At 39.5% G+C, this 23,032-nt stretch carries 18 protein-coding genes; 8 read left to right on the top strand and 10 right to left on the bottom strand.

Translation table 11 applies throughout. From position 1 onward, the window contains the following. The first annotated feature begins 12 nt into the window (after positions 1 to 12). Together AAEU29_RS08925 and AAEU29_RS08920 are read left to right on the top strand one after the other, a co-directional pair. On the top strand, positions 13 to 885 hold the full coding sequence (locus tag AAEU29_RS08925) for a hypothetical protein (RefSeq protein WP_421972991.1): 873 nt from the start codon (positions 13 to 15) through the stop codon (positions 883 to 885). Positions 886 to 1,166: 281 nt separating this feature from the next. After that, positions 1,167 to 1,889 carry a YebC/PmpR family DNA-binding transcriptional regulator gene (locus AAEU29_RS08920; protein WP_372766718.1) on the top strand — a complete coding sequence of 241 codons (723 nt, stop codon included), beginning with the start codon at positions 1,167 to 1,169 and terminating at the stop codon, positions 1,887 to 1,889. A 69-nt stretch (positions 1,890 to 1,958) separates the two neighbouring features. Here the strand turns inward: AAEU29_RS08920 and AAEU29_RS08915 are convergent, their stop codons facing one another. After that, entirely contained in the window at positions 1,959 to 4,127 is a 2,169-nt protein-coding gene (locus AAEU29_RS08915) for a malate synthase G (RefSeq protein WP_421972990.1), read from the bottom strand. 254 nt (positions 4,128 to 4,381) lie between these two features. Here AAEU29_RS08915 and AAEU29_RS08910 point away from each other — a divergent pair, with 254 nt between their 5' ends. Next, complete coding sequence (locus tag AAEU29_RS08910; protein WP_421972989.1) at positions 4,382 to 5,989, top strand: isocitrate lyase; 1,608 nt, start codon at positions 4,382 to 4,384, stop codon at positions 5,987 to 5,989. A gap of 796 nt (positions 5,990 to 6,785) precedes the next feature. Here AAEU29_RS08910 and AAEU29_RS08905 read toward each other — a convergent pair. From AAEU29_RS08905 to AAEU29_RS08885, 5 genes are all read right to left on the bottom strand, one after another. After that, positions 6,786 to 7,430, bottom strand: coding sequence for a hypothetical protein (locus tag AAEU29_RS08905; protein WP_421972988.1), 645 nt, complete (start codon positions 7,428 to 7,430; stop codon positions 6,786 to 6,788). A gap of 200 nt (positions 7,431 to 7,630) precedes the next feature. Beyond that, complete coding sequence (locus tag AAEU29_RS08900; protein WP_421972987.1) at positions 7,631 to 9,304, bottom strand: substrate-binding domain-containing protein; 1,674 nt, start codon at positions 9,302 to 9,304, stop codon at positions 7,631 to 7,633. Between the two features lie 157 nt (positions 9,305 to 9,461). Beyond that, on the bottom strand, positions 9,462 to 9,800 hold the full coding sequence (locus AAEU29_RS08895; protein ID WP_421972986.1) for a DUF3718 domain-containing protein: 339 nt from the start codon (positions 9,798 to 9,800) through the stop codon (positions 9,462 to 9,464). 221 nt (positions 9,801 to 10,021) lie between these two features. Next, on the bottom strand, positions 10,022 to 10,723 hold the full coding sequence (deoD, locus tag AAEU29_RS08890; RefSeq protein ID WP_421972985.1) for a purine-nucleoside phosphorylase: 702 nt from the start codon (positions 10,721 to 10,723) through the stop codon (positions 10,022 to 10,024). A 16-nt stretch (positions 10,724 to 10,739) separates the two neighbouring features. Continuing rightward, the gene (locus tag AAEU29_RS08885; RefSeq protein WP_421972984.1) at positions 10,740 to 11,951 is read right to left on the bottom strand and encodes a phosphopentomutase; all 1,212 of its coding nucleotides are present in this window, start codon (positions 11,949 to 11,951) and stop codon (positions 10,740 to 10,742) included. A gap of 273 nt (positions 11,952 to 12,224) precedes the next feature. Between AAEU29_RS08885 and udk the strand changes: the two genes are divergently transcribed. Together udk and AAEU29_RS08875 are read left to right on the top strand one after the other, a co-directional pair. Further along, the gene (udk, locus tag AAEU29_RS08880) at positions 12,225 to 12,851 is read left to right on the top strand and encodes a uridine kinase (RefSeq protein WP_274761334.1); all 627 of its coding nucleotides are present in this window, start codon (positions 12,225 to 12,227) and stop codon (positions 12,849 to 12,851) included. Positions 12,852 to 12,872: 21 nt separating this feature from the next. After that, a complete protein-coding gene (locus tag AAEU29_RS08875; RefSeq protein ID WP_421972983.1) occupies positions 12,873 to 14,102 on the top strand; it encodes a NupC/NupG family nucleoside CNT transporter in 1,230 nt (409 codons plus the stop codon). A 363-nt stretch (positions 14,103 to 14,465) separates the two neighbouring features. Here AAEU29_RS08875 and AAEU29_RS08870 read toward each other — a convergent pair whose 3' ends face one another. Together AAEU29_RS08870 and AAEU29_RS08865 are read right to left on the bottom strand one after the other, a co-directional pair. Further along, entirely contained in the window at positions 14,466 to 15,188 is a 723-nt protein-coding gene (locus AAEU29_RS08870) for a substrate-binding periplasmic protein (protein WP_421972982.1), read from the bottom strand. A 64-nt stretch (positions 15,189 to 15,252) separates the two neighbouring features. Then, positions 15,253 to 16,734, bottom strand: coding sequence for an FG-GAP repeat domain-containing protein (locus AAEU29_RS08865; protein ID WP_421972981.1), 1,482 nt, complete (start codon positions 16,732 to 16,734; stop codon positions 15,253 to 15,255). Positions 16,735 to 16,889: 155 nt separating this feature from the next. Between AAEU29_RS08865 and AAEU29_RS08860 the strand changes: the two genes are divergently transcribed. Together AAEU29_RS08860 and AAEU29_RS08855 are read left to right on the top strand one after the other, a co-directional pair. Further along, positions 16,890 to 19,052, top strand: coding sequence for an exonuclease domain-containing protein (locus AAEU29_RS08860; RefSeq protein WP_421972980.1), 2,163 nt, complete (start codon positions 16,890 to 16,892; stop codon positions 19,050 to 19,052). A gap of 139 nt (positions 19,053 to 19,191) precedes the next feature. Further along, the gene (locus AAEU29_RS08855) at positions 19,192 to 20,232 is read left to right on the top strand and encodes an OmpA family protein (RefSeq protein WP_421972979.1); all 1,041 of its coding nucleotides are present in this window, start codon (positions 19,192 to 19,194) and stop codon (positions 20,230 to 20,232) included. Between the two features lie 58 nt (positions 20,233 to 20,290). Here the strand turns inward: AAEU29_RS08855 and AAEU29_RS08850 are convergent, their stop codons facing one another. After that, positions 20,291 to 20,509 (bottom strand): TIGR02450 family Trp-rich protein, encoded by a 219-nt coding sequence (locus tag AAEU29_RS08850; RefSeq protein ID WP_421972978.1) that lies wholly within the window; start codon positions 20,507 to 20,509, stop codon positions 20,291 to 20,293. Positions 20,510 to 20,557: 48 nt separating this feature from the next. Then, the gene (locus tag AAEU29_RS08845; RefSeq protein ID WP_421972977.1) at positions 20,558 to 21,466 is read right to left on the bottom strand and encodes a histone deacetylase family protein; all 909 of its coding nucleotides are present in this window, start codon (positions 21,464 to 21,466) and stop codon (positions 20,558 to 20,560) included. 228 nt (positions 21,467 to 21,694) lie between these two features. On the opposite strand from AAEU29_RS08845, the gene AAEU29_RS08840 reads away from it, so the two are divergent. Then, the gene (locus tag AAEU29_RS08840; RefSeq protein ID WP_421972976.1) at positions 21,695 to 22,981 is read left to right on the top strand and encodes a diguanylate cyclase domain-containing protein; all 1,287 of its coding nucleotides are present in this window, start codon (positions 21,695 to 21,697) and stop codon (positions 22,979 to 22,981) included. Positions 22,982 to 23,032 lie beyond the last annotated feature (51 nt).

Here is a 23,032-nt window from a genome sequence, read left to right as displayed (position 1 = left end):
AAAGAGTTCGCTATGCGCCATTTAAACTTCTTAGCACATTGTTGTTTTTTACCAAGCATGTTGTTTGGTATTTGTGCCAGTGCGCATGCATTGGAAGTAAAAATTGGCCAAAGCCACTCAGATTTACCACTTGACCAGTCAGGCACGCTGACCAGTGTTGCACCTAGTGGCTCTTATATTTCATTAGCACACGACATTAACGAGAGTTTTCGCATCAGTCTTGATTACATTGATTGGGATAAAACGAAAATTTCAGGCAAATTAAACGAACTGACAATCGATTCAACTTCCTATGCTTCAACGCTCACTTATTTTGTTGATAGTTTTGCCGTGTCTGCCAATTACACCTATTGGCAAAGTGATTACAATGAGTCTTTTTTAAATCTACCTATCAATGAACAAACGACGTATGCACCAAGTTATGGCCTTGCTATTGGTTACGGCATATTTTTAGATGAGTGGGTTGTAGAGCCTTCTATATCTCTTCAATACAATGAGTGGCGCTATCGCAATAAATTGGTTAAAGAAAATGATTTGGGCTTTGCTTTTACCGATTCGCTAGAAGATGAAACCATTGTATTAAGTGCATTGCTTTCAGCGTCAAGGGTAATTCAAATAACGCCTGATCAATATTTGCTTGCTGGTGGCATAATTCGCTGGAATGAACTCTTTCAGGGTGATGGCCCAAAAAGGCCAGAGGGTGTTGTGAGCTTTGCTGGCAGACAATCGCATACTTACAATAGCGATGATGATTACGCCGAGCTAAGTTTATTCATCACCTACGATATTACACCTGAATGGATGATCGAGCTTGATACTAGCCTTGCTTTTTTACCTAAGGATGATTATTCAAGTTTTAGCTGGCGCATTGGATATCGTTTCTAAACTCCTCTTCCACATTAAAATTTATCCCATAACAAAATCGTCACTTTTAAAAGTTTCATTGATTTAAATCACAACCCACGTTTATCAACATTCATATGGTGAATGTTTAAAATATAATTCATATATCACTTTTATTTTTGAATGTTATGTTAAATAGCCTGCGATTTAAGTTTCGTAAATAATAGTTATTAAAAACCCAGCATGTTAACACTAGCCGTTTTTGTAATGACTTGTTAGAATCAGGCAACTAAATTTCCTGCGAAAATAGAGAGTGAATTAAGATGGGAAGAGCGTTTGAAGTTCGCAAGAACGCGATGGCTAAAACCGCCGCTGTAAAAACAAAAGTAAACTCTAAATACGGTAAAGAGATCTACGTAATCGCTAAAAATGGCGGTGCTGATCCTGATACTAACTTATCGTTAAAACGCCTTATCGACAAAGCAAAGAAAGACCAAGTACCTGCTCACGTTATCGACAAAGCGATTGAAAAAGCAAAAGGTGGCTCTGGCGAAGATTATCAACCAGCACGTTACGAAGGTTTCGGCCCTGGCAACTGTATGGTAATTATCGACTGCTTAACCGATAACCCTAACCGTACAATCAAAGATGTTCGCTTAGCATTTACTAAAACTAATTCTAAAATTGGTAGCCCAGGTACAGCTGCGCATAGTTTTGATCACCAAGCGGTATTTGCTTTTGAAGGTGAAAACGACGAAGAAGTGCTAGAAGCACTAATGATGGCAGATGTAGATGTGACTGACGTTGAACTAGAAGACGGCATCGTATCTGTTTTTGCGCCACATACCGAGTTCTTTAACGTTAAAACAGCGTTAAGTGAAGCATTTCCTGATGTGAAGTTAGATGTGGAAGAAATTACGTTCGTTCCACAAACAAACGTAGACATTGAAGGCGATGATATCCCACTTTTCCAAAAGTTTATGGATATGCTTAACGACAGCGATGATGTACAAAACATCTACCATAACGCTATCGTAAAAGACTAATTAATAGTTAACTTAAAAAGGCCTGAATTATCAGGCCTTTTCTGTAAATGGGGTTTACACCTCAAGTAATTAGTTCGCTGCTTTAAACTCTAAACGGCGACGATGTAATACTGGCTCAGTATAACCATTTGGCTGTTTTGTACCGCTAAGTACTAGCTCAAGAGCAGCTTGGAAAGCAACACTTTCGCCATAGTTATCCGCCATGTATCGATAGTTAACATCCCCTTCATTTTGCTTATCAACCACTTTTGCCATCGCTTCTAAGGTATCAATCACTTGTTTTTCAGAGCAAATACCATGACATAACCAGTTAGTCATATGCTGTGAAGAAATACGCAGTGTTGCTCGGTCTTCCATTAAGCCAACGTTATTAATATCAGGAACTTTCGAACAGCCAACACCCTGCTCTACCCAGCGCACCATATAACCAAGAATACCTTGTGCATTATTATTGAGCTCATTTTGTATTTCTTCTTGAGTCATCGATTTTGGCTCAGGGTGCAGTGGCGGACATAAAATATCATCCACATTTGCCGCTACTCGTTGTTTAATGTCTTGCTGCAAGCTAAATACATCTTGCTGATGATAATGAAGCGCATGCAATGTAGCTGCCGTAGGTGATGGTACCCAAGCTGTGTTCGCCCCACTTTGCACATGCGCTGTTTTTTGCGCTAACATTTTGGCCATTTCATCTGGCATTGGCCACATGCCTTTACCAATTTGCGCTTTGCCACTTAAGCCACACGCAAGGCCGACATCAACGTTATTGTTCTCATATGCCCCAATCCACTTTTGCGCTTTGATTTGCTCTTTTGGCAACATTGGGCCTGCTAACATACTGGTATGAATTTCATCACCTGTTCTATCTAAGAACCCAGTATTGATGAAAATAACGCGCTCTTTCGCTTCAGAAATACACGCAGCAAGATTTACCGATGTGCGTCTCTCTTCATCCATAATACCCATTTTTAACGTGTTTTCAGGAAGATTTAAGAGATTTTCTACTTTGCAAAATAAGGTGTTCGCGTAAGCAACTTCTTCAGGGCCGTGCATTTTAGGTTTCACGATATTAATGCTGTTAGCGCGGCTATTTTTAAGTTTACCGTTCCCTTTTAGGTCATGAAGCGCAATCAGTGAGGTGATCACTGCATCCATAATCCCTTCAAAAATTTCATCGCCGTTTTTATCTAAAATCGCAGGGTTTGTCATTAAATGACCAACATTACGCACCAACATTAAACTACGACCTTTGAGCTGCTGTTGCTCCCCCGCTAAATCAGTAAAGGTAAGGTCAGGGTTAAGCGCACGTGTAAGTGTTTTACCGCCTTTTTCAAACTCAACCGATAAATCGCCTTTGTTTAAACCAAGCCAATTGCTGTAAACCCCTACTTTGTCCTCAGCATCCACAGCCGCCACAGAATCTTCACAGTCCATGATGGTTGTAAGTGCCGATTCAAGCACGATATCTTTAATATGGGCATTATCCTGCTTACCAATTTGATGGTTTTCATCAAACTGAATAATGATGTGTAACCCATTATTTTGCAGGATTAATTCTTTCAGTTGTTGTTTTGTTCCGTTATAGCCCACGAGCTGTTCAGGAGTTTGTAAGCCACTTTGGCTAACATTATTCAGGGTTACAATCAGTTTGCCATCAACAATTGCATAATCAGTGGCATCTTTATGCGAGCCATAGATTAATGGCAGTGCTTGATCTAAAAATTCGCGGCCAAAATCAATCACGGCATTACCACGAACAGGGTTGTATTCTTTACCTGCCTCTCGACCGTTTTCATATGAAATTGCGTCTGTGCCATAAAGCGCATCATAAAGCGAACCCCAGCGTGCATTTGCTGCGTTCAGCGCAAAACGTGCATTGCTTACAGGCACTACAAGTTGAGGACCGGCCATGGTTGCAATTTCTGGCTCAACACTTTCAGTGCTAATAGTAACATCGCTTGGCGCAGCTTTAAGGTAGCCAATTTGCTGTAAAAACTGTTTGTAATGGTCGAAGTCAAAATTGGAATGTGCTTGATGATACTGGTCGATTTGCACTTGAAGGTCGTCACGTTTCACCAACAACGCACGATTGATAGGCGTCACTTCTGACACTATTTTTGAAAAGCCTTGCCAAAAGTGTTCTACATCGACACCTGTGCCTGGAATAACCTGATGGTTAATAAAGGCATATAAACTCGGGTCTACTGCTAACCCTGCGTGGTGAATTCGTGTTGTCATAAGTTTTCTCACCTTGAAGTGGCACACAATTGTATGCGTTTAAATATTTTGGTTACTTGATTCTATCTAACTTACACAAGAAAGCTTGTTTTTGGCATTCATTAGATAAATATTGGTGATAAAAACTATAAATTTCATAAATCATTACGATTCAGCCTAACTTAGATGTAAAGGCGCTACCCGTTCAATGTTGTTGCTCAGTGAGTTAATAACACCAGCGCCATCCAATTAAACAAGATGAAGGAATGATAACGATGGCTACACAACTTACTTACCAACAAGAGATTGACCGCATTGCAACTTTAAAAGAAGTTGGTGACAAAAAATGGCAGAACATTAACCCTGAGTCAGCAGCGCGTATGCGTCTACAAAATCGTTTTCAAAATGGTTTAGAGATTGCACGCTACACTGCAGATATCATGCGTAAAGATATGGAAGCGTACGACCAAGACCCATCAAAGTACACTCAGTCTCTAGGTTGTTGGCACGGTTTTATTGGCCAACAAAAAATGATTTCAATTAAAAAGCATTTCCAAAATAACACTGACCGTCGTTACTTATACCTTTCTGGCTGGATGGTAGCAGCACTTCGCTCCGAATTTGGCCCATTACCAGACCAATCAATGCATGAAAAAACGTCTGTAGCAGCACTAATTGCAGAGCTATACACTTTCCTTCGTCAAGCAGATGCGCGTGAATTAGGTGGTTATTTCCGTGAATTAGACGCAGCCCGTAAAGCTGGTGATAGCGCAACTGAACAAGCTGTGCTGGATAAAATTGAAAACCATAAAACCCACGTTGTGCCAATTATTGCCGATATTGATGCAGGTTTTGGTAACGAAGAAGCAACTTACCTACTTGCGAAGAAAATGATTGAAGCGGGTGCATGTTGTATTCAAATTGAAAACCAAGTATCAGATGAAAAACAATGTGGTCACCAAGACGGTAAAGTAACGGTTCCACATGAAGATTTCCTAGCGAAAATTAATGCTGTTCGTTATGCATTCCTTGAGTTAGGTGTTGATAACGGCATTATTGTAGCGCGTACCGATTCATTAGGTGCAGGCCTTACCAAGCAAATCGCAGTAAGCAATGAACCGGGTGATTTAGGCGACCAATATAACGCTTTCCTAGATGTAGAAGAAATTGAATCTACAGATATTAAAAATGGTGACGTTATTCTTAACCGTAACGGCAAACTTGTTCGTCCTAAGCGTTTACCAAGTAACCTATTCCAATTCCGCCCAGGTACTGGTGAAGAGCGCTGTGTACTTGATTGTATTACATCATTACAAAATGGTGCAGATTTACTGTGGATTGAAACTGAGAAGCCACACGTAGGCCAAATTGGTGCTATGGTAAATGAAATTCGTAAAGTTATTCCTAATGCAAAACTAGTTTATAACAACTCACCATCTTTCAACTGGACGCTAAACTTCCGTCAGCAAGTATTTGATGCAATGGTTGAAGAAGGCAAGGATGTTTCACAATACAACCGCGACCAGCTAATGAGTGTTGAGTACGATAACACTGAACTTGCAGCATTAGCTGATGAGAAGATCCGTACTTTCCAAGCTGATGCAGCGCGAGAAGCAGGTATCTTCCACCACTTAATTACACTGCCTACTTACCACACTGCAGCGTTATCAACCGATAACCTTGCAAAAGAGTACTTCGGTGAGCAAGGTATGCTTGGTTATGTTAAAAACGTACAACGTCAAGAAATTCGTCAAGGTATTGCCTGTGTTAAACACCAAAATATGGCGGGTTCTGACATGGGTGATGACCACAAAGAGTACTTCTCTGGTGACGCTGCGCTTAAAGCAGCTGGTGAAGACAACACTATGAACCAGTTCTCTTAATACCCACAGGGCAAAGATTATTCGCCATAAAGATTAAGCTAGGCAAAGCGCCTAGCTTTTTTAAAAAATTTTATGTATCCCTAACTGTGATCCAAAGGCCATATGGCCTTTTTTTCATTTGTGACACAGACCTAAGACTTAGATCATATTTTTACTAAGTACTGATTTACCTACTTAAAAATCAGATCGCTATTTTACTAGCTAAATCTAAAACCCATAATTTGTAAAACTAACGTTAACAGTTGTTCAATTTTGATGCATTGCTGTGCTTCTTATGTCAGCTATAGCAGCTAAAAGTGGCAAAACTAGTTTATTTAAGATCAGAATTTTACTAACAAGATTAATTTGAGATCACATTTTTACTAACATTTCCGACTTTGAGATCATAATTTTACTAGGTGAATTCAAAAATCAGTATCGAAAACATAGCTGGATCACATTTTTACTAAGTTAAGTCCCATTTAAACCAAGTTTCTGGCATCACAGATCATAATTTTACTAACGAGTTGGTATTTTTCTGCCTGAACGGGGTTTACAGATCAATTTTTTACTAACTTATTCTACCTTTTTAATCCGTTTTTTAAGCGTACTTAGTAAAATGATGATCTCTGCTGTAAATTTTCGTCATTTTTTATGAGGTTTTTTACTGTGCAGTGTTTAAAAATGAGGGGCGAGGCCTGTAAGTTAGTAAAAATTTGCTTTGTAAGCATCTGGTACAGGCCACAGAAGGTGGTTAAAAGTGATTTTAGTAAGCGTTGCTCATTGAGTTAATAAAATGGTGCTCTGTTAATAAGGATTAACCTAGCTGAACAATCTTATTTTTTATATCTATCAGCTCTGCAGGCTGTGTCTCAGTCACCGCTTTGTTCAAATTTGCCTTTACACGCGCTATTTTTAGCTCGTCAGGACATTGCTTTTGGCTTTCAGAAAGTTTTGCAAGACGCGCTTTCACAGCATCGAGTTTATTATCCTCTTTAGCAGCATTTATTGCGGCTATTTTATTTTTAACAGCTTGTGCTTTATCTTCTTCGCCCATTAATGCATCCAGCACACCTTCACGCTGCATCTTTTCGACTAAGGATGCTGGAGGAAGATGTAGCATTGGCATCAGGTTATTTAAAAACGCTCTTAATGCTACTTGCTCACTAAGTGAAAACTCAGAAAAGGTTTTAAGCAATTTATGCTTATCTAAGAAGAGCTCTGTTAAATGAGTGGTAAGCACTGTGCTATTAATTGTTGCTAAATCAACTTTTTTAGATGCACTTGGCGTGCTTGGTAAATCAATACCCAAAGTTTGCATTTCAGCAAGCAGTTCAGTTGAAGGAAGTGACAACGCATTAATTGCAAATTCAATATTATTCTTTACTTTCAAAGCTTCCATTGGTGCAAAAGCTAGAAACACTTGCGATAAACTCGCTTTATCCATCAATAAATTGTGCACTTTATAACCCTCCTGAATGTTGAAGCACAGAGTTTAAGCGAGAAAAATGACAGACTTATGACTAAACAAGCGGAATTTAAGAATAAAGGATGTGAAACGACTTTAGCAAAGACAAGTTGAGTCTGCTAAAACGAGATACTTCACCCTATAAAGGTAAAGTATCACACTAGTAAATTAGTAAACGATAATAAACAGGTTATCTAAAGTACCCATACCTCAACACGACGATTACGTTCGCGCCCTACTTCATTATCATTGTTGGCCAGTGGCATATCTTCACCAAAACCTTCAACTGCATAGACGTTAATGCCACGTGCATTTAGCTCTTGCTCAACACTTTTAGCACGGCTTAACGATAGCATGGTGTTTTTGTCACGTGCACCAATACTGTCAGAAAAGCCCATAAGTACCAGTTTCTTACTTGGGTTATCTTCAACAAAAGAGACTAAACGTTGCAAATCTCGCTTACCTTTGTTGTCCAAGTCGCGTGTTGCATAGTTAAAACGGAAGTTTAACGACAAACGCTTCGCTAATTTGGCATATTGGTTGTATTTGTCTGGTGCTAATTCACTAGATGCCACATCTTCAACACGAATAGACTGTGAGATTAGCCCCAACTCTTGCACAATTTCTTGACCACGGTCTGAAATTGCAAAATTGGCAAAATCTTTAATTTGGGTTGCGCTGTTAGTTGGAGTGTAAAGGTAAAGTCTGCGAGCAAGTGGATAGTCTTCAGTTGCAATCGTAAAGCGCGTTGGGTAAATCGCTTTTGTATCACTGCTGTCGGCAATTGCAAGTGCCTTGCTGTAGCGAATGTAATTTAAACCAATAAAGCCAATGGCAAAATCATCACGTGAAACATGCTCAGACAGTTCAGAGCTCGACTCGAAACGCTCTGCTTTCTTCGTTAACTTACGGCCATATTTCTTTAACACCAGTGATTTAAAGGTATCAAAAGTACCTGAATTATCATCGCGAGCAAGCACATTAATAGGAGCTTGTTCACCACCAATTTCAGCCCAGTTACTAATCTCACCAGAAAAAATACGTGATAGTGTTTCTGTCGTGATCGTTTTTAACGGGTTATTTTGATTAACGATAATCGCTAAGCCATCTAACGCAATAATATGTTCATTGCCTAGTTTGGAAAGGTCACCCGATTGTCCTTTCAGTGCCTCTATTTCACTTTCTTTGATTTTACGAGATGACATCCCTATCTGCGCCATATTGGCATTAAGCGCTTTAAAGGCGGTTGAAGAACCATGTGCTGCCAAACCAATCGCAAGTTTCTCACCACCCATTTCAAATTTCATGGTGCGTTCTGTTGCTATTCGTCCTTGCTGCCAATCTATCTCTTTAGCACCCTGCTCTTCAAAATAAGCTTTTAGTAACGCGGGCGCTAATTTTTCACCAATGGTGTTAGAGCCATGAATTGCGAACAATGATTGATAAGCGACTTCAAGTGTTTGCTCTACTGGTTTAGGTTTTGTCATTTCAGGTGATTTTTGTGAAACAACTTTGGCTGGTAAAGCAACAATTTCATTTTGCTGCGTCTTTGTTCCAGAAAAGCCAAACCATGCGCCAATGGCACAAAGTGCGATAACTGCAATTGATGAGGCAATAAGCACACCTTTATTTCGATGAGGTGTTGATTGCTCATGGCTCACTGATGCTTGTTGTGGATTATTGCTCGCTTGGTCAAATAAGCTAATTAAGCGATTAAGCTCAACATTTTCTAAACTTGCTAGTTCGGTAAACACTAAGGTGCGATATTCTTCTTCGGAAAGTAATTTTTCTGTTGCTAAATCTATATCAAACTCTCGTTTGGCAGTTGAGACGATTTGATCGATAAGTTGTAATTTTTCGTGTTCCATTGCCATACCTCATTTTTTTTCGGGTATGTTATGAACTTTAGATGGCATTTATATTACAGTAGCTTGGAAATGTGATGACAATATTTTTTGTAAAGGGGGTTGACAAAACAGCCTGCAGATATATGCAGACTGTTTAATAACTATCTAAATTTAAAGGTTATTCGTCTAGCCAAACCCAAATTTTATCTGCATTATTAAGTGCAACATCATGAATTGATACTGAGCCAATTCTTAATACTTTTGCCGTTTTATCCGCATTATGTGTCATCGCGAAATCGTAAACACTTTCGCCATTACACATTAGCTTTTCGCTAATAACATGAGTGCTAAGATGATTGGTTTTTAAATTGGAGCGCAACTTATAAACGTTATTACTTTTTACATCCTTACACGCCTGAACTAGCACTGATTCAATGGTAGATTTATCAAATGCGATACTCGCTGTTGGTAACGCTAATAGTGATGCACTCACTACGGTTAATGCTAATGCTTTCATAGTCCATTCCTCATTCTCTTTGAACGCCTATTAAAAGTAGCAAACATCAGTAATTTCGCCTGTTGCAGAGGTAATCACAGTGTTAATCTTACGATCTATCTGTAATAAAATGTGTAACTGTTCACTTATCAGTTATTTAAAATTCCTTTCAGAATAAAAAAAGCCAGTAAAAAATACTGGCTTTGACTTCACAACTGTTTAGGAGGAATTTAATAAAACCGTTAAATTGACTCTAGTGCAATTTTAACCATTTCATTAAAACTAGTTTGTCTTTCTTCGCTTGGTGTTGCTTCGCCTGTAATAACATGGTCACTTACAGTAAATAATGCCATTGCATTTGCGCCATACTCAGCCGCTACACCATAAAGACCTGCAGTTTCCATATCTACTGCCAACACACCTAACTTATCAAGCTTTTGATATAACTCTGTTGATGCTTGATAGAAAGTGTCTGTAGTGAAAACATTACCTACTTTTGCAGAAATACCTAAACGCTTTGCCGCTTCTACACCATTTACAAGCAGGTCGAAGTTTGCAATTGCAGCAAAGTCATAACCTTGTACACGAGCACGGTTTACATTTGAGTCAGTAGATGCACCTTGTGCAAAAATAACATCGCGAATTTTAATGTCGCTACCAATACCGCCACAGGTACCAATACGAATTAAGTTTTTAACGCCATAACTGACAATTAACTCACGAGCATAAATGCTCATTGAAGGAATACCCATGCCTGATGCCATGATGCTCACAGGTTTTCCATTGTATGTGCCTGTATAACCTAAAATATTTCTAACTGATGTTACTTCACGTGCATCATCTAAAAAGGTTTCAGCAATATGTTTCGCACGAAGCGGATCGCCTGGCATTAATACCGTTTCGGCAAAATCATTTAATTGTGCATTAATGTGTGGAGTGCTCATAATCTTTCCTATTAAGTTAGCTGCCAAGCTGAGATTTAAAACTGTTTCCATATTCCAATGGTGCAAGTGAGAACCATTGGGCTAAGGTTTGGCCAATATCGGCAAAGGTGTCGCGTTCACCTAAATTTACTGCGTTCATACCTGGTGTATACGCAATAACAGGTACGTATTCACGCGTGTGATCGGTGCCCTGCCAAGTTGGGTCACAGCCGTGATCAGCTGTGATCATCAATACATCATCTTTACCAAGTAACGCTAAAAACTCAGGTATATAGTCGTCCAATTGTTTTAGTGCTTTTGCGTAGCCAATAGCATCGCGGCGATGACCAAACTTTTCATCAAAGTCCACTAAGTTAACAAACGTTAGGCTGTGATCTTTTGCACTGCCAAACACTTCTACGGTCTTTGCCATTAAGTTTTCAAGACCAGGCGCTTTGTGTTTTTCAGTGATGCCTTGGTGTGCATAAATGTCTGAGATTTTACCAATGCTAATCACCGCACCATTATTCTCGGCAAGTTTATCTAATAATGTTGGTGCAGGAGGTAATACAGAATAATCACGGCGGTTGCCCGTTCTAGCAAAGTTATCTGCTGCATTACCTAAAAATGGGCGTGCAATCACACGGCCAATATTATATTCGTCTAATAACTCTCGAGCGATCTGGCAAATCTCATATAATCGCTCAAGGCCAAATGTCTCTTCGTGACATGCAATTTGGAACACGCTATCTGTTGAGGTGTAACAAATTGGCTTGCCAGTTTTCATATGCTCTTCACCAAGCGCTTCTAAAATAACCGTGCCTGATGAGTGACAATTGCCTAAAATACCTGGCACATTTGCGCGTTTGATAAATTCTTCAATAAACGCGTCTGGAAAACTGTTTTGTTTATCGTGAAAATAACCCCAATCAAAAAGCACAGGCACACCGGCCATTTCCCAATGCCCTGATGGCGTGTCTTTACCTGATGAAATTTCTTTTGCATAACCATAAGCTGCAATTGGTGCATTGCGTTCAGCAACTTGGCAATTGGTATTGCTCGCCTCTTCACACGCATCAATAAGACCCAGTTTCGATAAATTTGGTAACGCTAGCTTGTCGCCCGTTTCACCATGATAGGCTGCTAATAAATGGGCTAAAGTATTTGCACCTTTATCACCAAAGCGTTCAGCATCGGGTGCAGCACCGATACCTAAACTGTCTGCCATTAAAATTAGCGCTCTTGCCATCGTTACCTCAGTTTAATATGACCAAAAAGGTGTTTGCTTTTAGTTTAGCTACTGGCAGATATTTCGCCTAGCCAATTTACGTTAGCGTTATAAATACTCTAGGCTTTGCGCCATAGGTAACACAGGACTTTTGTCCTGTTTTTAACCAGTTAAAGGGGCTAAATTTGTCGCGGTATTCAGGAAAGAACCGGTAGGCGACACTAACTAAAGATAATTGTGCGCTTTTTTGCTAAGGTAAGTCACTGTTGTAATGATTTTTAAGGTAACGTTTTTGTGACACGCACAATTATCGCGATTGCAGGTGCATCTGCTTCTGGAAAGTCGTTGTTTAGTCAAACGATTTACAATGAGCTAGTAAATGAATTAGCACCCGGTGCTATCGCCATTATTGAAGAAGACGCCTATTACCGTGATCAGTCTCATTTGCCGTTCGAACACAGAACGCAAACGAACTACGATCACCCAGATGCATTTGAGCATGAGCTATTATTAGCGCATTTAAATCAGCTTAAAGCAGGCGAACCGGTAGATATTCCAGTATACGACTACGCTAAACATACACGTAGCGATCAAACACGTCGAATTCAGCCAGCTAAAATTCTGATTGTAGAAGGTATTTTACTTCTTTCAGATCCAAAATTGTGCGATGAATTTAATATTAAGGTGTTTATTGATACACCGCTTGATATTTGTTTGATGCGCCGTATGCAGCGGGATTTAGAAGAGCGTGGTAGAAGCTTGCAATCTGTGATTGAGCAATACCAAGCAACGGTAAGACCCATGTTTTACCAATTTATTGACCCATCGAAGCACAACGCAGACGTTGTTGTAACTCGAGGGGGGCGCAATCGAGTTGCCATTGATATACTAAAAAGCAAAATAAAACAATTACTTCAATAAAAGGTAACTTGGGAAAGATTTATGACCTCTTTAATGAGTTTAGTTGGTATCGCGAGCTTGCTCGCCATTGCATTTATATGCTCAACTAATCGAAAAAAAATTAACTTACGCACAGTAGGTGGTGCGTTTGCACTGCAAGTGCTGATCGGTGCGTTTGTTTTATACGTACCTGCTGGACGTGAAGTACTTAACAGCATTTCTGTTGGTGTTTCCAACGTAATTAGCTATGCGAATGATGGCATTCGCTTTTTGTTTGGCGGCTTAGCAGGTAACGAAATCGAAGGCATCGGTTTTGTTTTTGCAATAAAAGTACTTCCAGTAATTGTCTTTTTCTCTGCATTGGTTGCGGTTTTATACCACCTACGCATTATGGATTGGATAATTAAGATTCTAGGTGGTGGCCTGCAAAAATTATTAGGTACATCTAAGCCAGAGTCACTTTCAGCTACTGCCAATATTTTCGTTGGTCAAACAGAAGCGCCACTGGTTGTAAAACCGTTTATCGCAACCATGACTCGCTCTGAACTATTCGCCGTAATGGTAGGTGGTTTAGCAACTGTAGCAGGCTCTATTTTAGCGGGTTATGTGAGCTTAGGTGTTGAATTAAAATACCTTATTGCAGCAAGCTTTATGGCTGCACCAGGTGGTTTCTTAATGGCAAAAATGATGGTGCCAGAGACTGAAACGCCAAAACAAGGTTTAGATGAATTAGATCACACAGATGAAAAACCTGTAAACGTGATTGACGCAGCTGCTGGTGGTGCATTAAACGGCATGCAGCTAGCAATGAACGTAGGTGCAATGCTGCTAGCATTTGTTGCATTAATAGCTCTTTCAAATGGTTTAGTTGGCTGGATTGGTGGCTGGTTTGATAACCCAGATTTAACCATTCAACAAATCTTAGGTTATGCCTTCGCACCAATCGCATGGTTACTAGGTATTCCGTGGAGTGAAGCGCAACTTGCTGGTAGTTTCATCGGACAAAAACTGGTTGTTAACGAGTTTGTTGCTTACTTAGATTTTATGAATTACCAAGCGCAATTGAGCGAACACACGAAAGCTGTAGTTACCTTTGCGTTGTGTGGATTTGCTAATTTAAGCTCTATCGCTATTTTGCTTGGTGGCATTGGCGGTATGGCACCAAGTCGCCGTAAAGACATAGCGCAACTTGGTTTACGCGCGGTATTAGCCGGTTCGATGGCTAATTTAATGAGCGCAGCAATTGCAGGCTTTTTCCTGTCGATTGCATAACGGTTACTCGGCTAGAAGTAACGCTAACTGAACAAAGTAGTTATTCGTTTTTATTGCAGGCACGATACTAACGAATTCGTTGATAAATGTGCTAAATCAACAGCTACTTGCATGTGGGATGTAGGTTGAGTTAATACCCAAGGGTATAGTTACTTGTATAGCCGCTTTATTTAGTGAAAGTGCTACGGCAGTTTCACTTACCAAATCCAAGTACTTGATTAACACTCCGGTACTGGAGCCCTGCGAAGGGTTGCCTAATTGTCTTAAGGGGTTAAGACTGGCAAAAAATTTGAACGATACTAGAGAAAACCAAAGGGCCCTTTATGGGCCCTTTTTATTTGCCTAAGCTATTGTAAAACCTTATCAATCTGGCTTGATGTATTTTGCAAGAATACGCTCAAACTCACCTTTCTCTTTTAACTGCTCAGTTGCCTTTAATAAGCGGTTTCGTTTCTCTTCACTTAGCTTTGGCGAAAACGTGCAATGAATTTGATTGTCGTTTATTGCAAGCACATTAAAGCGTTTAAGTTGCACCAAGTAATTCGCCTCACTTAGAGACGAAACAAAGCCATCTAGCTCACCCTTAATAAAGCGCGCAAAGCTACCTTTAGACGAGGTACTATTAAAACGTTTAATATTGCCTGCGGTAAAATAAGGAGCGATTTCAGGGTATTTGTAGCCAAGCACAGTACCTAGTTTAAAATCTTTGCTCTCATAAAAGGCATCAAGTGAGGCTAATTTGCGATTGCTCACCACCACATCAGAATCGCGGTAAAGCGGAACACTCCAAATTAAATTCGGGTTTGTATACCAAGCAGGGTTAGTATGGCACTGCGCATCTATTTTGCCTTCAACTAAAAATCCTTCAATACGTTTGCGTGGTAAAGGAACCAATTTGGCAATAAAACCAGCTTCTTCAGCAACGGTTTTGCTAACATCCAGCACAATACCCGATTGTGCTGTAAAATTATCATCACGAATAACATGAGGTGAATAGTGCTGTTGATTAAAGCCAAATTTAATCGCACCAGCATAGGAAGAAAAGCATGCTGCCAGCAAACTGGCAGCAAAAATACGTTTAAGCACAAACACATCCTTGATTAAATAATGTGTAAGTGTAGTTGAGAATTTTATATCTTAATACGACTATTTAGCTTTGCGCGAACAATATTTTTATGGTGCTTCGCATGTTTTCATCATCAAGTCTGCCATAACTCATCACCAGATCATCTCGTCCATCTTGGTTTAAGTCGGTACTGACCACTCGCCTGCCCTGCATCGGTAAAATGGTTTTGTATTTTGTCGCCCTACGCTCAAAGTCATGCTTACTTTTAGCTAAATAAACGTTGACCGCTTTTTGCTCATCTGACAACACCCAGTCTTTTTTGCCATCACCGTTTACATCAGCAAACAGTACCACAGGAGAACCGCTGCGCCCTTTTGAAATACTAAAACTCAGCTCTACTTCGCGGGTTATTTTATTTTTTGGCGTGAAATTGCCCTGCCCGTTTTGATAAAACAGATGGACGTCCTGAGAGATTGAACCGGATAACAGCGCACCAATAATTTGCGACACGCCAATATCAAAGCCAGAAACTAACGCCTCTAATTGCTTATCACCATTAATATCAACAAAAGTAAGATCGGTTAAAGTGCCTTCGTCTTGAATAAGCGAGCTGGTTTTTTGCTGAAAAACAATTTTGCCCGCATCAATCGTACCGCTATAAATTTCATAATCATTTTGCCTATCAAGCGCCCCTGAACTTTTAGTATAGCGCACTACTAAATCAAAAATTCCATCATGATTTACATCCTCAATACGCTCTAACTTCCTGTAAACAAGATTACTTTGATCAAGTGATTCGCCATCGGCATCTTTTGTATGCCACCAATCATCCACCATAATGTCGTCTTTTAACTTAATCACTTGGGCATTTTTGGCGTTAATGCTAGGTAATAGCGTTAACTCAGCATTTTTAAAACCAATTAACTCAGCTATTTTATCTTCATTGGTATCAAAAAAAGCGAATCGTGGCGGCTCAATTTCGGCACTGTGTCCTTCAATTACTAACCGAGCAGGTAAATCAACATTCACTTTGTCGTAGCCAAGCTCACCTGATAAATAGAGAAAACTCGCGTTTAAGTCTGTCGTTAAAAAGTCTGCTTTGAGGTCGTTATTTACGTTATGTACAAAGTCCATTTTTGATAAATGCTGCGCAGTGTCTTTTTTAAGGTAAGTTTGAATATCGACAATAGGCTTAATTAGCAACTCGTTTTCCAGTTGTAATTGATAAATAGCCTCTGCGGAAAATAAATACACTTGCTGCTGCGCGTTTTGCCATTGTGTAACATCAAAGCCCAACATGCTTTTAGGTACTTCTACTCTTTTAATACGGTTATACAAAGATGATTCTGATGCGCCATAAATATCAATGTACTGTTGTCCGTTTAAGGTACCTATAAGCATCAGCTCTTTGCCTGGATTTGGTAGCAAATCAAGCGGATAAACAGGCTGTGACAAGGTCAACTCAGTATCAATAAGTACTTCGTTAAATAAGGTGTTTTTATTATTTGCTAAGCTTGCTGTGCTAACAAAGCCAAGAGTAACGATTAATGCTGTTATTATTTTCATGTTACTTCCGTGAATGTGAATAAACGTAAATTAACAAATCCTCAATGGATCAGTAAAAGCTAATTGGTTAGAAAATGTTAATACGTGCAAAACAATTGATTAGTCGACTTTTGCAGCGCAAAATATTGTAATCGCGTTGTTAAGACCCCAATCCAATGAAAGAGTTGCCAGAAAAGTATTATTTGTCTCACTTTGTTGAGTTTGTAGCGTTTATTAAAACCACTTCAGCGCATTTATTGGCAGCCTCAGAGCTAGACTTTTTAAATACCTTTGAGACATTAAATGAAGATGCAAAGTGTATTTTAGTGCGCATTCTAAATCGTAAATCGGCGTTTATCCGAAAAGATACTTTGCATTACAGCGAAATCAACGATGCGCCTACTGCGATTAACCAACTTCGAAAGTCGGGGTTTGTATCGCGCATAAGCAAACATACTTTTTCTGATTTTGTTTCACAGTTAAATAAACAAGACCTAATCGAATTAAGCGCTAGTTTAGAGTTCGATAAACCCGTTAAAAGTGCCAATAAAAGCAAATGGCTAAACTTTGTTTTAAACAACCAAAATGGTGCTCTGAGCTACGATGTAGTAAAAAAACACCCTATTGTCACCAACCATATTTACTTTGCAAAACAAAGCACATTTAACTATTTGCTGTTTTTATACTTTGGCCATTTAGCGGGAAGACTTAATCAATTTTCGCTGCGCGATTTAGGCGTTATGCAAACGCAAGGTGTACAGCAGCAACAAGCCAATTTTGTTGACATGGATGAAGCTAAAAGCGCATTTCTCCATGCCAACTTATTTAATGACATAAAGCAAACAGATAAATCTGATATTCCTGCTTTAACATCTCAAGCCAAAACGCTCTTAAACGCTGAACAACCAATAGGTTTTACTTCAGCGCAAAAATACCATCATGGTTTATATAAATTAGCGATAGCACTTCTGGCAGATAACAGCGCACTTGCTGAACAATTATTAAGCCTCTCGCATCACCCAGCAGCAAAAGAAAAATATATACGTTTGCTCTATAAATCAGAGCGAAAAGCACTCTGTGAAGCGCTCTTAGTTGAAATTTTGGATGATCCTGACAGTGAAGCGTTATTACTTTTTGCAGAGGACTTTTATGCGCAAAAATTTAACCAAAAGCGCACCAGTGTTTTAACCGATATTTTACGCGATTCAGGCGAGCCAATCGCTCTTGATGAGGCCTATTTAGGGCAAGTTGAAAGCGGCGTAAAAGAACGTTATATCAAACAACAAAAGCAATGCTACTTTACTGAAAACAAGTTATGGCGGTCTTTATTTGCGCTCACTTTTTGGCATGAACTTTACCAACATCCTAGTTCAAAACGTGCTAATGAGTTTTCCTATTTCCCCAAAATACTCAAAGAAGATTCTTTCTTTTGCACATTAGAATTGGAAATTAATGAAAAGCTCGCACATTTAAACAATAAAGATGCATTTATTGACTATCTAACAGCCACCATCAACACCTACACAGGTGAGCCAAATGGCTTATTTTATTGGCACCCTGAACTTTTAGATGTACTCATAAAGTTTATAAAGTATGCACCGATTCAAGCGGTACATGGCCATTTACTAAATATGTGCAAAAATTTCAAAGAATTGTGTGATGGCTATCCCGATTTAATGGTAATTGATAATGGTGAGCTCTACTTTGAAGAAATAAAAGCACCAGGCGATAGCTTAAGACGCAATCAATTAATCAGCATTAAGCACCTTATTAACGCGGGCTTTAAGGTGAAAATTCAACGCACTGAGTGGCGTTTTAATAGCGAACAAAGCTATGTAGTAGTTGATATAGAGACTACAGGTGGGAAAAAAGAGCAGCATCGCATTACAGAAATCGGTATGGTAAAAATAGAGCAGGGCGTTATTACTGATACTTGGCAAACACTCGTAAACCCTGAGCGCCATATTCCAAAAATGATTACTGAACTGACTGGTATTAGTAATGAAATGGTAAAAGCCGCCCCACTTTTTGAGCATATTGCCGAAAAGTTGGATACATTTAGTCAAAATGCTATTTTTGTTGCCCATAACGTTAATTTTGATTATGGCTTTATTCGCCAAGAGTTTGCCCGATTAAACAAAAAGTATTCGCGCGCTAAAATTTGTACCGTACAACAAGCACGTAAATATTTACCCGGCTATAAATCGTATTCTCTAGGTAAACTTTGTGCCGACTTAGATATTGAACTAAAAAATCATCACCGCGCCCTCGATGACGCTAAAGCCGCAGCCGAAGTGTTATTACGTATTAATCAAGTAAGAGTTGAACAAGCTGAATAACTGTAAATGGGGTTTACAGCTAGACGGCTTTATATTCTAAACATCTAATTCAAAAAATTTTATATTGATTAGCATCTTGCATTGTCATAATTCACTGTTAGAATGCGCTTTTTCCACACTTTTGTATTAGGAATAAAGAATGATTTTCAAAGGGAAGATAGCAAAATTAATCCCCGTAATTGCTTTAGCAACATCAGCAACAACTGTAAATGCTCAACAGTCAGAAAAAGATGTTGGTTTTTATATTTCTGGCTTTGCTGATTATTATTTTGCTCATTGGCATCCTGAAGAAACCACCCAGCAACGAATGGGTGAGTCTCTTGGTTTAGGTGTTGACTTTGGTTACCGTTTTAACGAAAGCTTCGCAGCTCGTTTAGAGCTTGCAAAACTTGATCTTGCGATTGAGGCAACTAGACAAGATAAATCAGGTCATCGTGTTGGTATTGATGCGCTTTACCACTTAGGCACATCAGGTTTTTATTTAGTTGGCGGTATAAAACAAATCGACGTATATGACTCGTTTAGCGCAGCAAATGTTGGTTTTGGTGGCTACCTTGAAGTGGCTGATAACTGGACTGTGAATACTGAAGCGCTCTTACTTAAGTCACTGGAAAGCAATGACTACATAGATTCTGCGGTAAAGCTTGGTGTTTCATACACGTTTGCAAACAACAATGCACCAAGCAAACAACTTGAAGCAGCACCTGCGCCTCTCGATAGTGATCAAGATGGTGTAGCAGATGGTCAAGATGATTGTTTAAACACACCAAGTAATGAAGTTGTTGATAGCAAAGGCTGTACTGTAATTGAAGAACATGAAATTATTGAGCGTTTAGTAATCTTATTCAACAATGATCAATTTGAAGTTGCCCCTAACTATTTTGCTGATATTGAAGCATTTGCCAAGTACTTAAAAAGTGGCGATGTGAAAGCAAAAATTAGCGGTCACACATCGACCCTCGGTGACAGCGACTATAACCAAAAATTATCTCTTAAGCGCGCAGAAGCAGTTAAGGCTATTTTGGTAAATAATCATGGTGTAAATGCAGCAAATATTTCGGTAACAGGTGAAGGTGAAAATGAATTGTTCAGCCTAGAAAATACCGAAGAGGCACACAAGCTAAATCGTCGCGCTGTCGTTACTGTGACCTTGCTAGAGCAAGTAAAGAAAACGAAGTAAGACTTTTTTAATCAAAAGCCTATAACTCAGTTATAGGCTTTTTTTGTGACTGAAAAACCTATTGCCAACCCATTTTCCACACTTTGGGATCTTTCAGGCTGCGCCAGTTTATGCTTTGCTCGCGCTTGGTTAAAACTGCTTCAATAATACATTCAACCACGTTTTTTTCTTCATCAAATTCAACACTCGTTACCATAAAATGCTTTTCTTTATTTTGCGGTGACACAGCCGTCCATTTACTGTGTAATAGTTTATTAGGGGAAAGGGTGTGTTGCATAAAATCTCGAAACCAAAATTAAAAATTCCGACTTAATTGAGGTCACTTTTAGAAGCGAGCTGCTTGCTCAACCACTAATGCATGACGCTCTGCTAATCGCTGATGATCTTTATCGTAGCCACCGCCAATCACAGTGGCTACTGGTACGCCTTTACGCTGGCAAATCTCAAGCACAGCATAATCACGGGCCGCGATACCTTGCCAACTAATATCAAGCTTACCTAAGGTATCTTGTTGCCAAATATCTACACCAGCATCGTAAAGAACAAGCGAGGGATTTAGCTGCTCAATTAAGTCATTTAAAGTAGTTGATACGATATTTAAATAATCAGGATCAGTTAACCCTATCTCTAAGCCAATATCTAAGTCGCTGTGTTGCTTTCGAAAAGGAAAGTTCTTTTCGCAGTGGATTGAACAGGTAAACACATAAGGGTTATGGGCAAGCATAGCCGCAGTGCCATCGCCTTGGTGCACATCACAATCAAAGATGAGTACGTTTCGCGCTTTGCCTTCATTAATTAGCCGTGTTGCTGTGTAGGCCAAATCATTTACCATACAATAGCCTGAACCAAAATCATAATGCGCATGATGCGTGCCTCCAGCTAAATGACAGGCGATACCGTGTTCAAGCGCAAGTTCAGCCGCCAAATGCGTACCTAACGGTGCGGTAAAGGTGCGTGCCATTAATTGTTCTGACCATGGCAAACCTATGCGTCGCATCGCCTTGCTATCAAGTTGGTTATGAAAGAGATCATATACATAACTTTCACAATGCACTAATTCCATCGGTTTAAAATCCCCCACAGGCGGCTGATATAAGTTGCGCTGATTGATATACCCTTTGCTATCTAAATATTGATAAAGACGTGCAAATTTACTCATTACAAAGCGGTGTTTTTCATCAAAACTAAATGAATAATTAGAATGGTAAACAAGGGGTAAGTTGGGATTGGTCATTGTGTCTTTGGTAAATTGTTATAATTGATAGTGTAACTGAAACAAGGCACTGCGTCTTTGCCAAAACACCATTATTCATACCTGTTCATCAGAATAATTGCGCAGCAAAATGGGGGAATTACATGCACCTATTGATTAAAAAAATGCATTAATTGCCACCATAATCTACTGGCAACCACCATCAAATTAAGTAATATATTCTAAACAACTAAATGCTAGAGTCTTTTTGTGTATCAAGATGTCGCTGTCGATCACTTACCAATAATTACATCACCACAGGAACTGGGTGGATTTAACTTTTCACCCGATATTATTTGGGTATTTGACTTAGACCGTCATGGATTTTGGTGGGGCAATCATCATGCCCTTGACTTTTGGGGACTAAGCAATGTGCAACAACTCATCGATAAAGACTTATCCGCAGATACCGAAGGCGCTCGCAAGCGCACCGAACAAACCTTTGTAAAAGCCGCACAAGAGGGCTTAACTAACGACCCTTGGACAACTTACCCTAATGGTGAGCCAAAAGTGATGTTAATGCGTCATGTAGCTGTGTTATTGGGGCCAGAAAAACACCGCGGCATTATTGCCTTTATTAGCGAACAAATGGACGCCACCAGCCAACCAGAAAACCTGCTTTTTGCAGAAGCAATGCGTTACACCACTGTTGCAGTGAGTTGTTACGATATGCAAGGTAAGCGGCTGTTCGAAAACCCCGCGTTTACGCAGTGGTATTCAACAATAAAACAAGACAATATCAGTGACTTTGAGTTGCGTTTTGCCAACCCAAATGAGGGGAAAAAGCGCTTAATTGACTCTCAGCAACACAAAGCGGGTTGCCAAGAGCACATAATGCTTACCAAGCTTGGTGAAAGACGACATAACGTTGATATTCGCATTAGTCGCCATCCTTTAAGTGGTGATTATGTGTTTCTCGTTACTGAATATGACATTACCGAGCTTCATGACACTATTGAAGAGCTCAAACACACCAAAAACGAGCTTAAGAAAATTGCGCACTTTGACCCACTTACTAAATTACCTTCGGTATGGCTCACTAAAGAGCGTCTAGCAAGCACGCTAAAACAAGCTAAGCGCAATGAATCACTGTTGGCTGTAATGTTTATCGATTTAGATGGTTTTAAGCAGGTAAATGATAGCTATGGACACAGTAGTGGTGATGAATTACTTAAGCAAGTAGCGGTTAGACTTAAAAACACATTTAGAGAATCAGACACAGTAGGGCGCTTAGGTGGCGATGAGTTTTTAATTTGCCTGCCAAATCTTGCAAACAAACAAGATGCCGTTAGGCTCGCTGAAAAAGCCATCAACGAAATCGCGAAAGACTATCAAATTAAAGATGCAGTCGGGCAAAGTAACAAAGTAAATATCAGTGCTAGCTTAGGCATTGCTTATTACACTGATAGCAATAACACATTAGAGGCACTTATTCGTACTGCCGATGAAAAAATGTATCAAGCTAAGCGCGCAGGTAAAAACCGCTTTGAAGTTTAGTTTAAATTAGCAAATAGATTTAACATCCGATTAAGCAACAAAAAAGGCCAT

It is taken from the genome of Pseudoalteromonas aquimarina (assembly GCF_049257255.1).
Lineage (GTDB): Bacteria > Pseudomonadota > Gammaproteobacteria > Enterobacterales > Alteromonadaceae > Pseudoalteromonas.
This window is presented reverse-complemented; position numbering and strand designations above follow the sequence as displayed.

Bases quoted from the DNA above. Each gene is read 5' to 3' on its own strand.
- deoD (WP_421972985.1), bottom strand. From the start codon at position 10,723: ATGAGCACTCCACACATTAATGCACAATTAAATGATTTTGCCGAAACG.
- AAEU29_RS08915 (WP_421972990.1), bottom strand. From the start codon at position 4,127: ATGACAACACGAATTCACCACGCAGGGTTAGCAGTAGACCCGAGTTTA.
- AAEU29_RS08925 (WP_421972991.1), top strand. From the start codon at position 13: ATGCGCCATTTAAACTTCTTAGCACATTGTTGTTTTTTACCAAGCATG.
- AAEU29_RS08875 (WP_421972983.1), top strand. From the start codon at position 12,873: ATGACCTCTTTAATGAGTTTAGTTGGTATCGCGAGCTTGCTCGCCATT.
- AAEU29_RS08920 (WP_372766718.1), top strand. From the start codon at position 1,167: ATGGGAAGAGCGTTTGAAGTTCGCAAGAACGCGATGGCTAAAACCGCC.
- AAEU29_RS08885 (WP_421972984.1), bottom strand. From the start codon at position 11,951: ATGGCAAGAGCGCTAATTTTAATGGCAGACAGTTTAGGTATCGGTGCT.
- AAEU29_RS08910 (WP_421972989.1), top strand. From the start codon at position 4,382: ATGGCTACACAACTTACTTACCAACAAGAGATTGACCGCATTGCAACT.
- AAEU29_RS08895 (WP_421972986.1), bottom strand. From the start codon at position 9,800: ATGAAAGCATTAGCATTAACCGTAGTGAGTGCATCACTATTAGCGTTA.
- AAEU29_RS08900 (WP_421972987.1), bottom strand. From the start codon at position 9,304: ATGGAACACGAAAAATTACAACTTATCGATCAAATCGTCTCAACTGCC.
- AAEU29_RS08855 (WP_421972979.1), top strand. From the start codon at position 19,192: ATGATTTTCAAAGGGAAGATAGCAAAATTAATCCCCGTAATTGCTTTA.
- AAEU29_RS08850 (WP_421972978.1), bottom strand. From the start codon at position 20,509: ATGCAACACACCCTTTCCCCTAATAAACTATTACACAGTAAATGGACG.
- AAEU29_RS08845 (WP_421972977.1), bottom strand. From the start codon at position 21,466: ATGACCAATCCCAACTTACCCCTTGTTTACCATTCTAATTATTCATTT.
- AAEU29_RS08865 (WP_421972981.1), bottom strand. From the start codon at position 16,734: ATGAAAATAATAACAGCATTAATCGTTACTCTTGGCTTTGTTAGCACA.
- AAEU29_RS08860 (WP_421972980.1), top strand. From the start codon at position 16,890: ATGAAAGAGTTGCCAGAAAAGTATTATTTGTCTCACTTTGTTGAGTTT.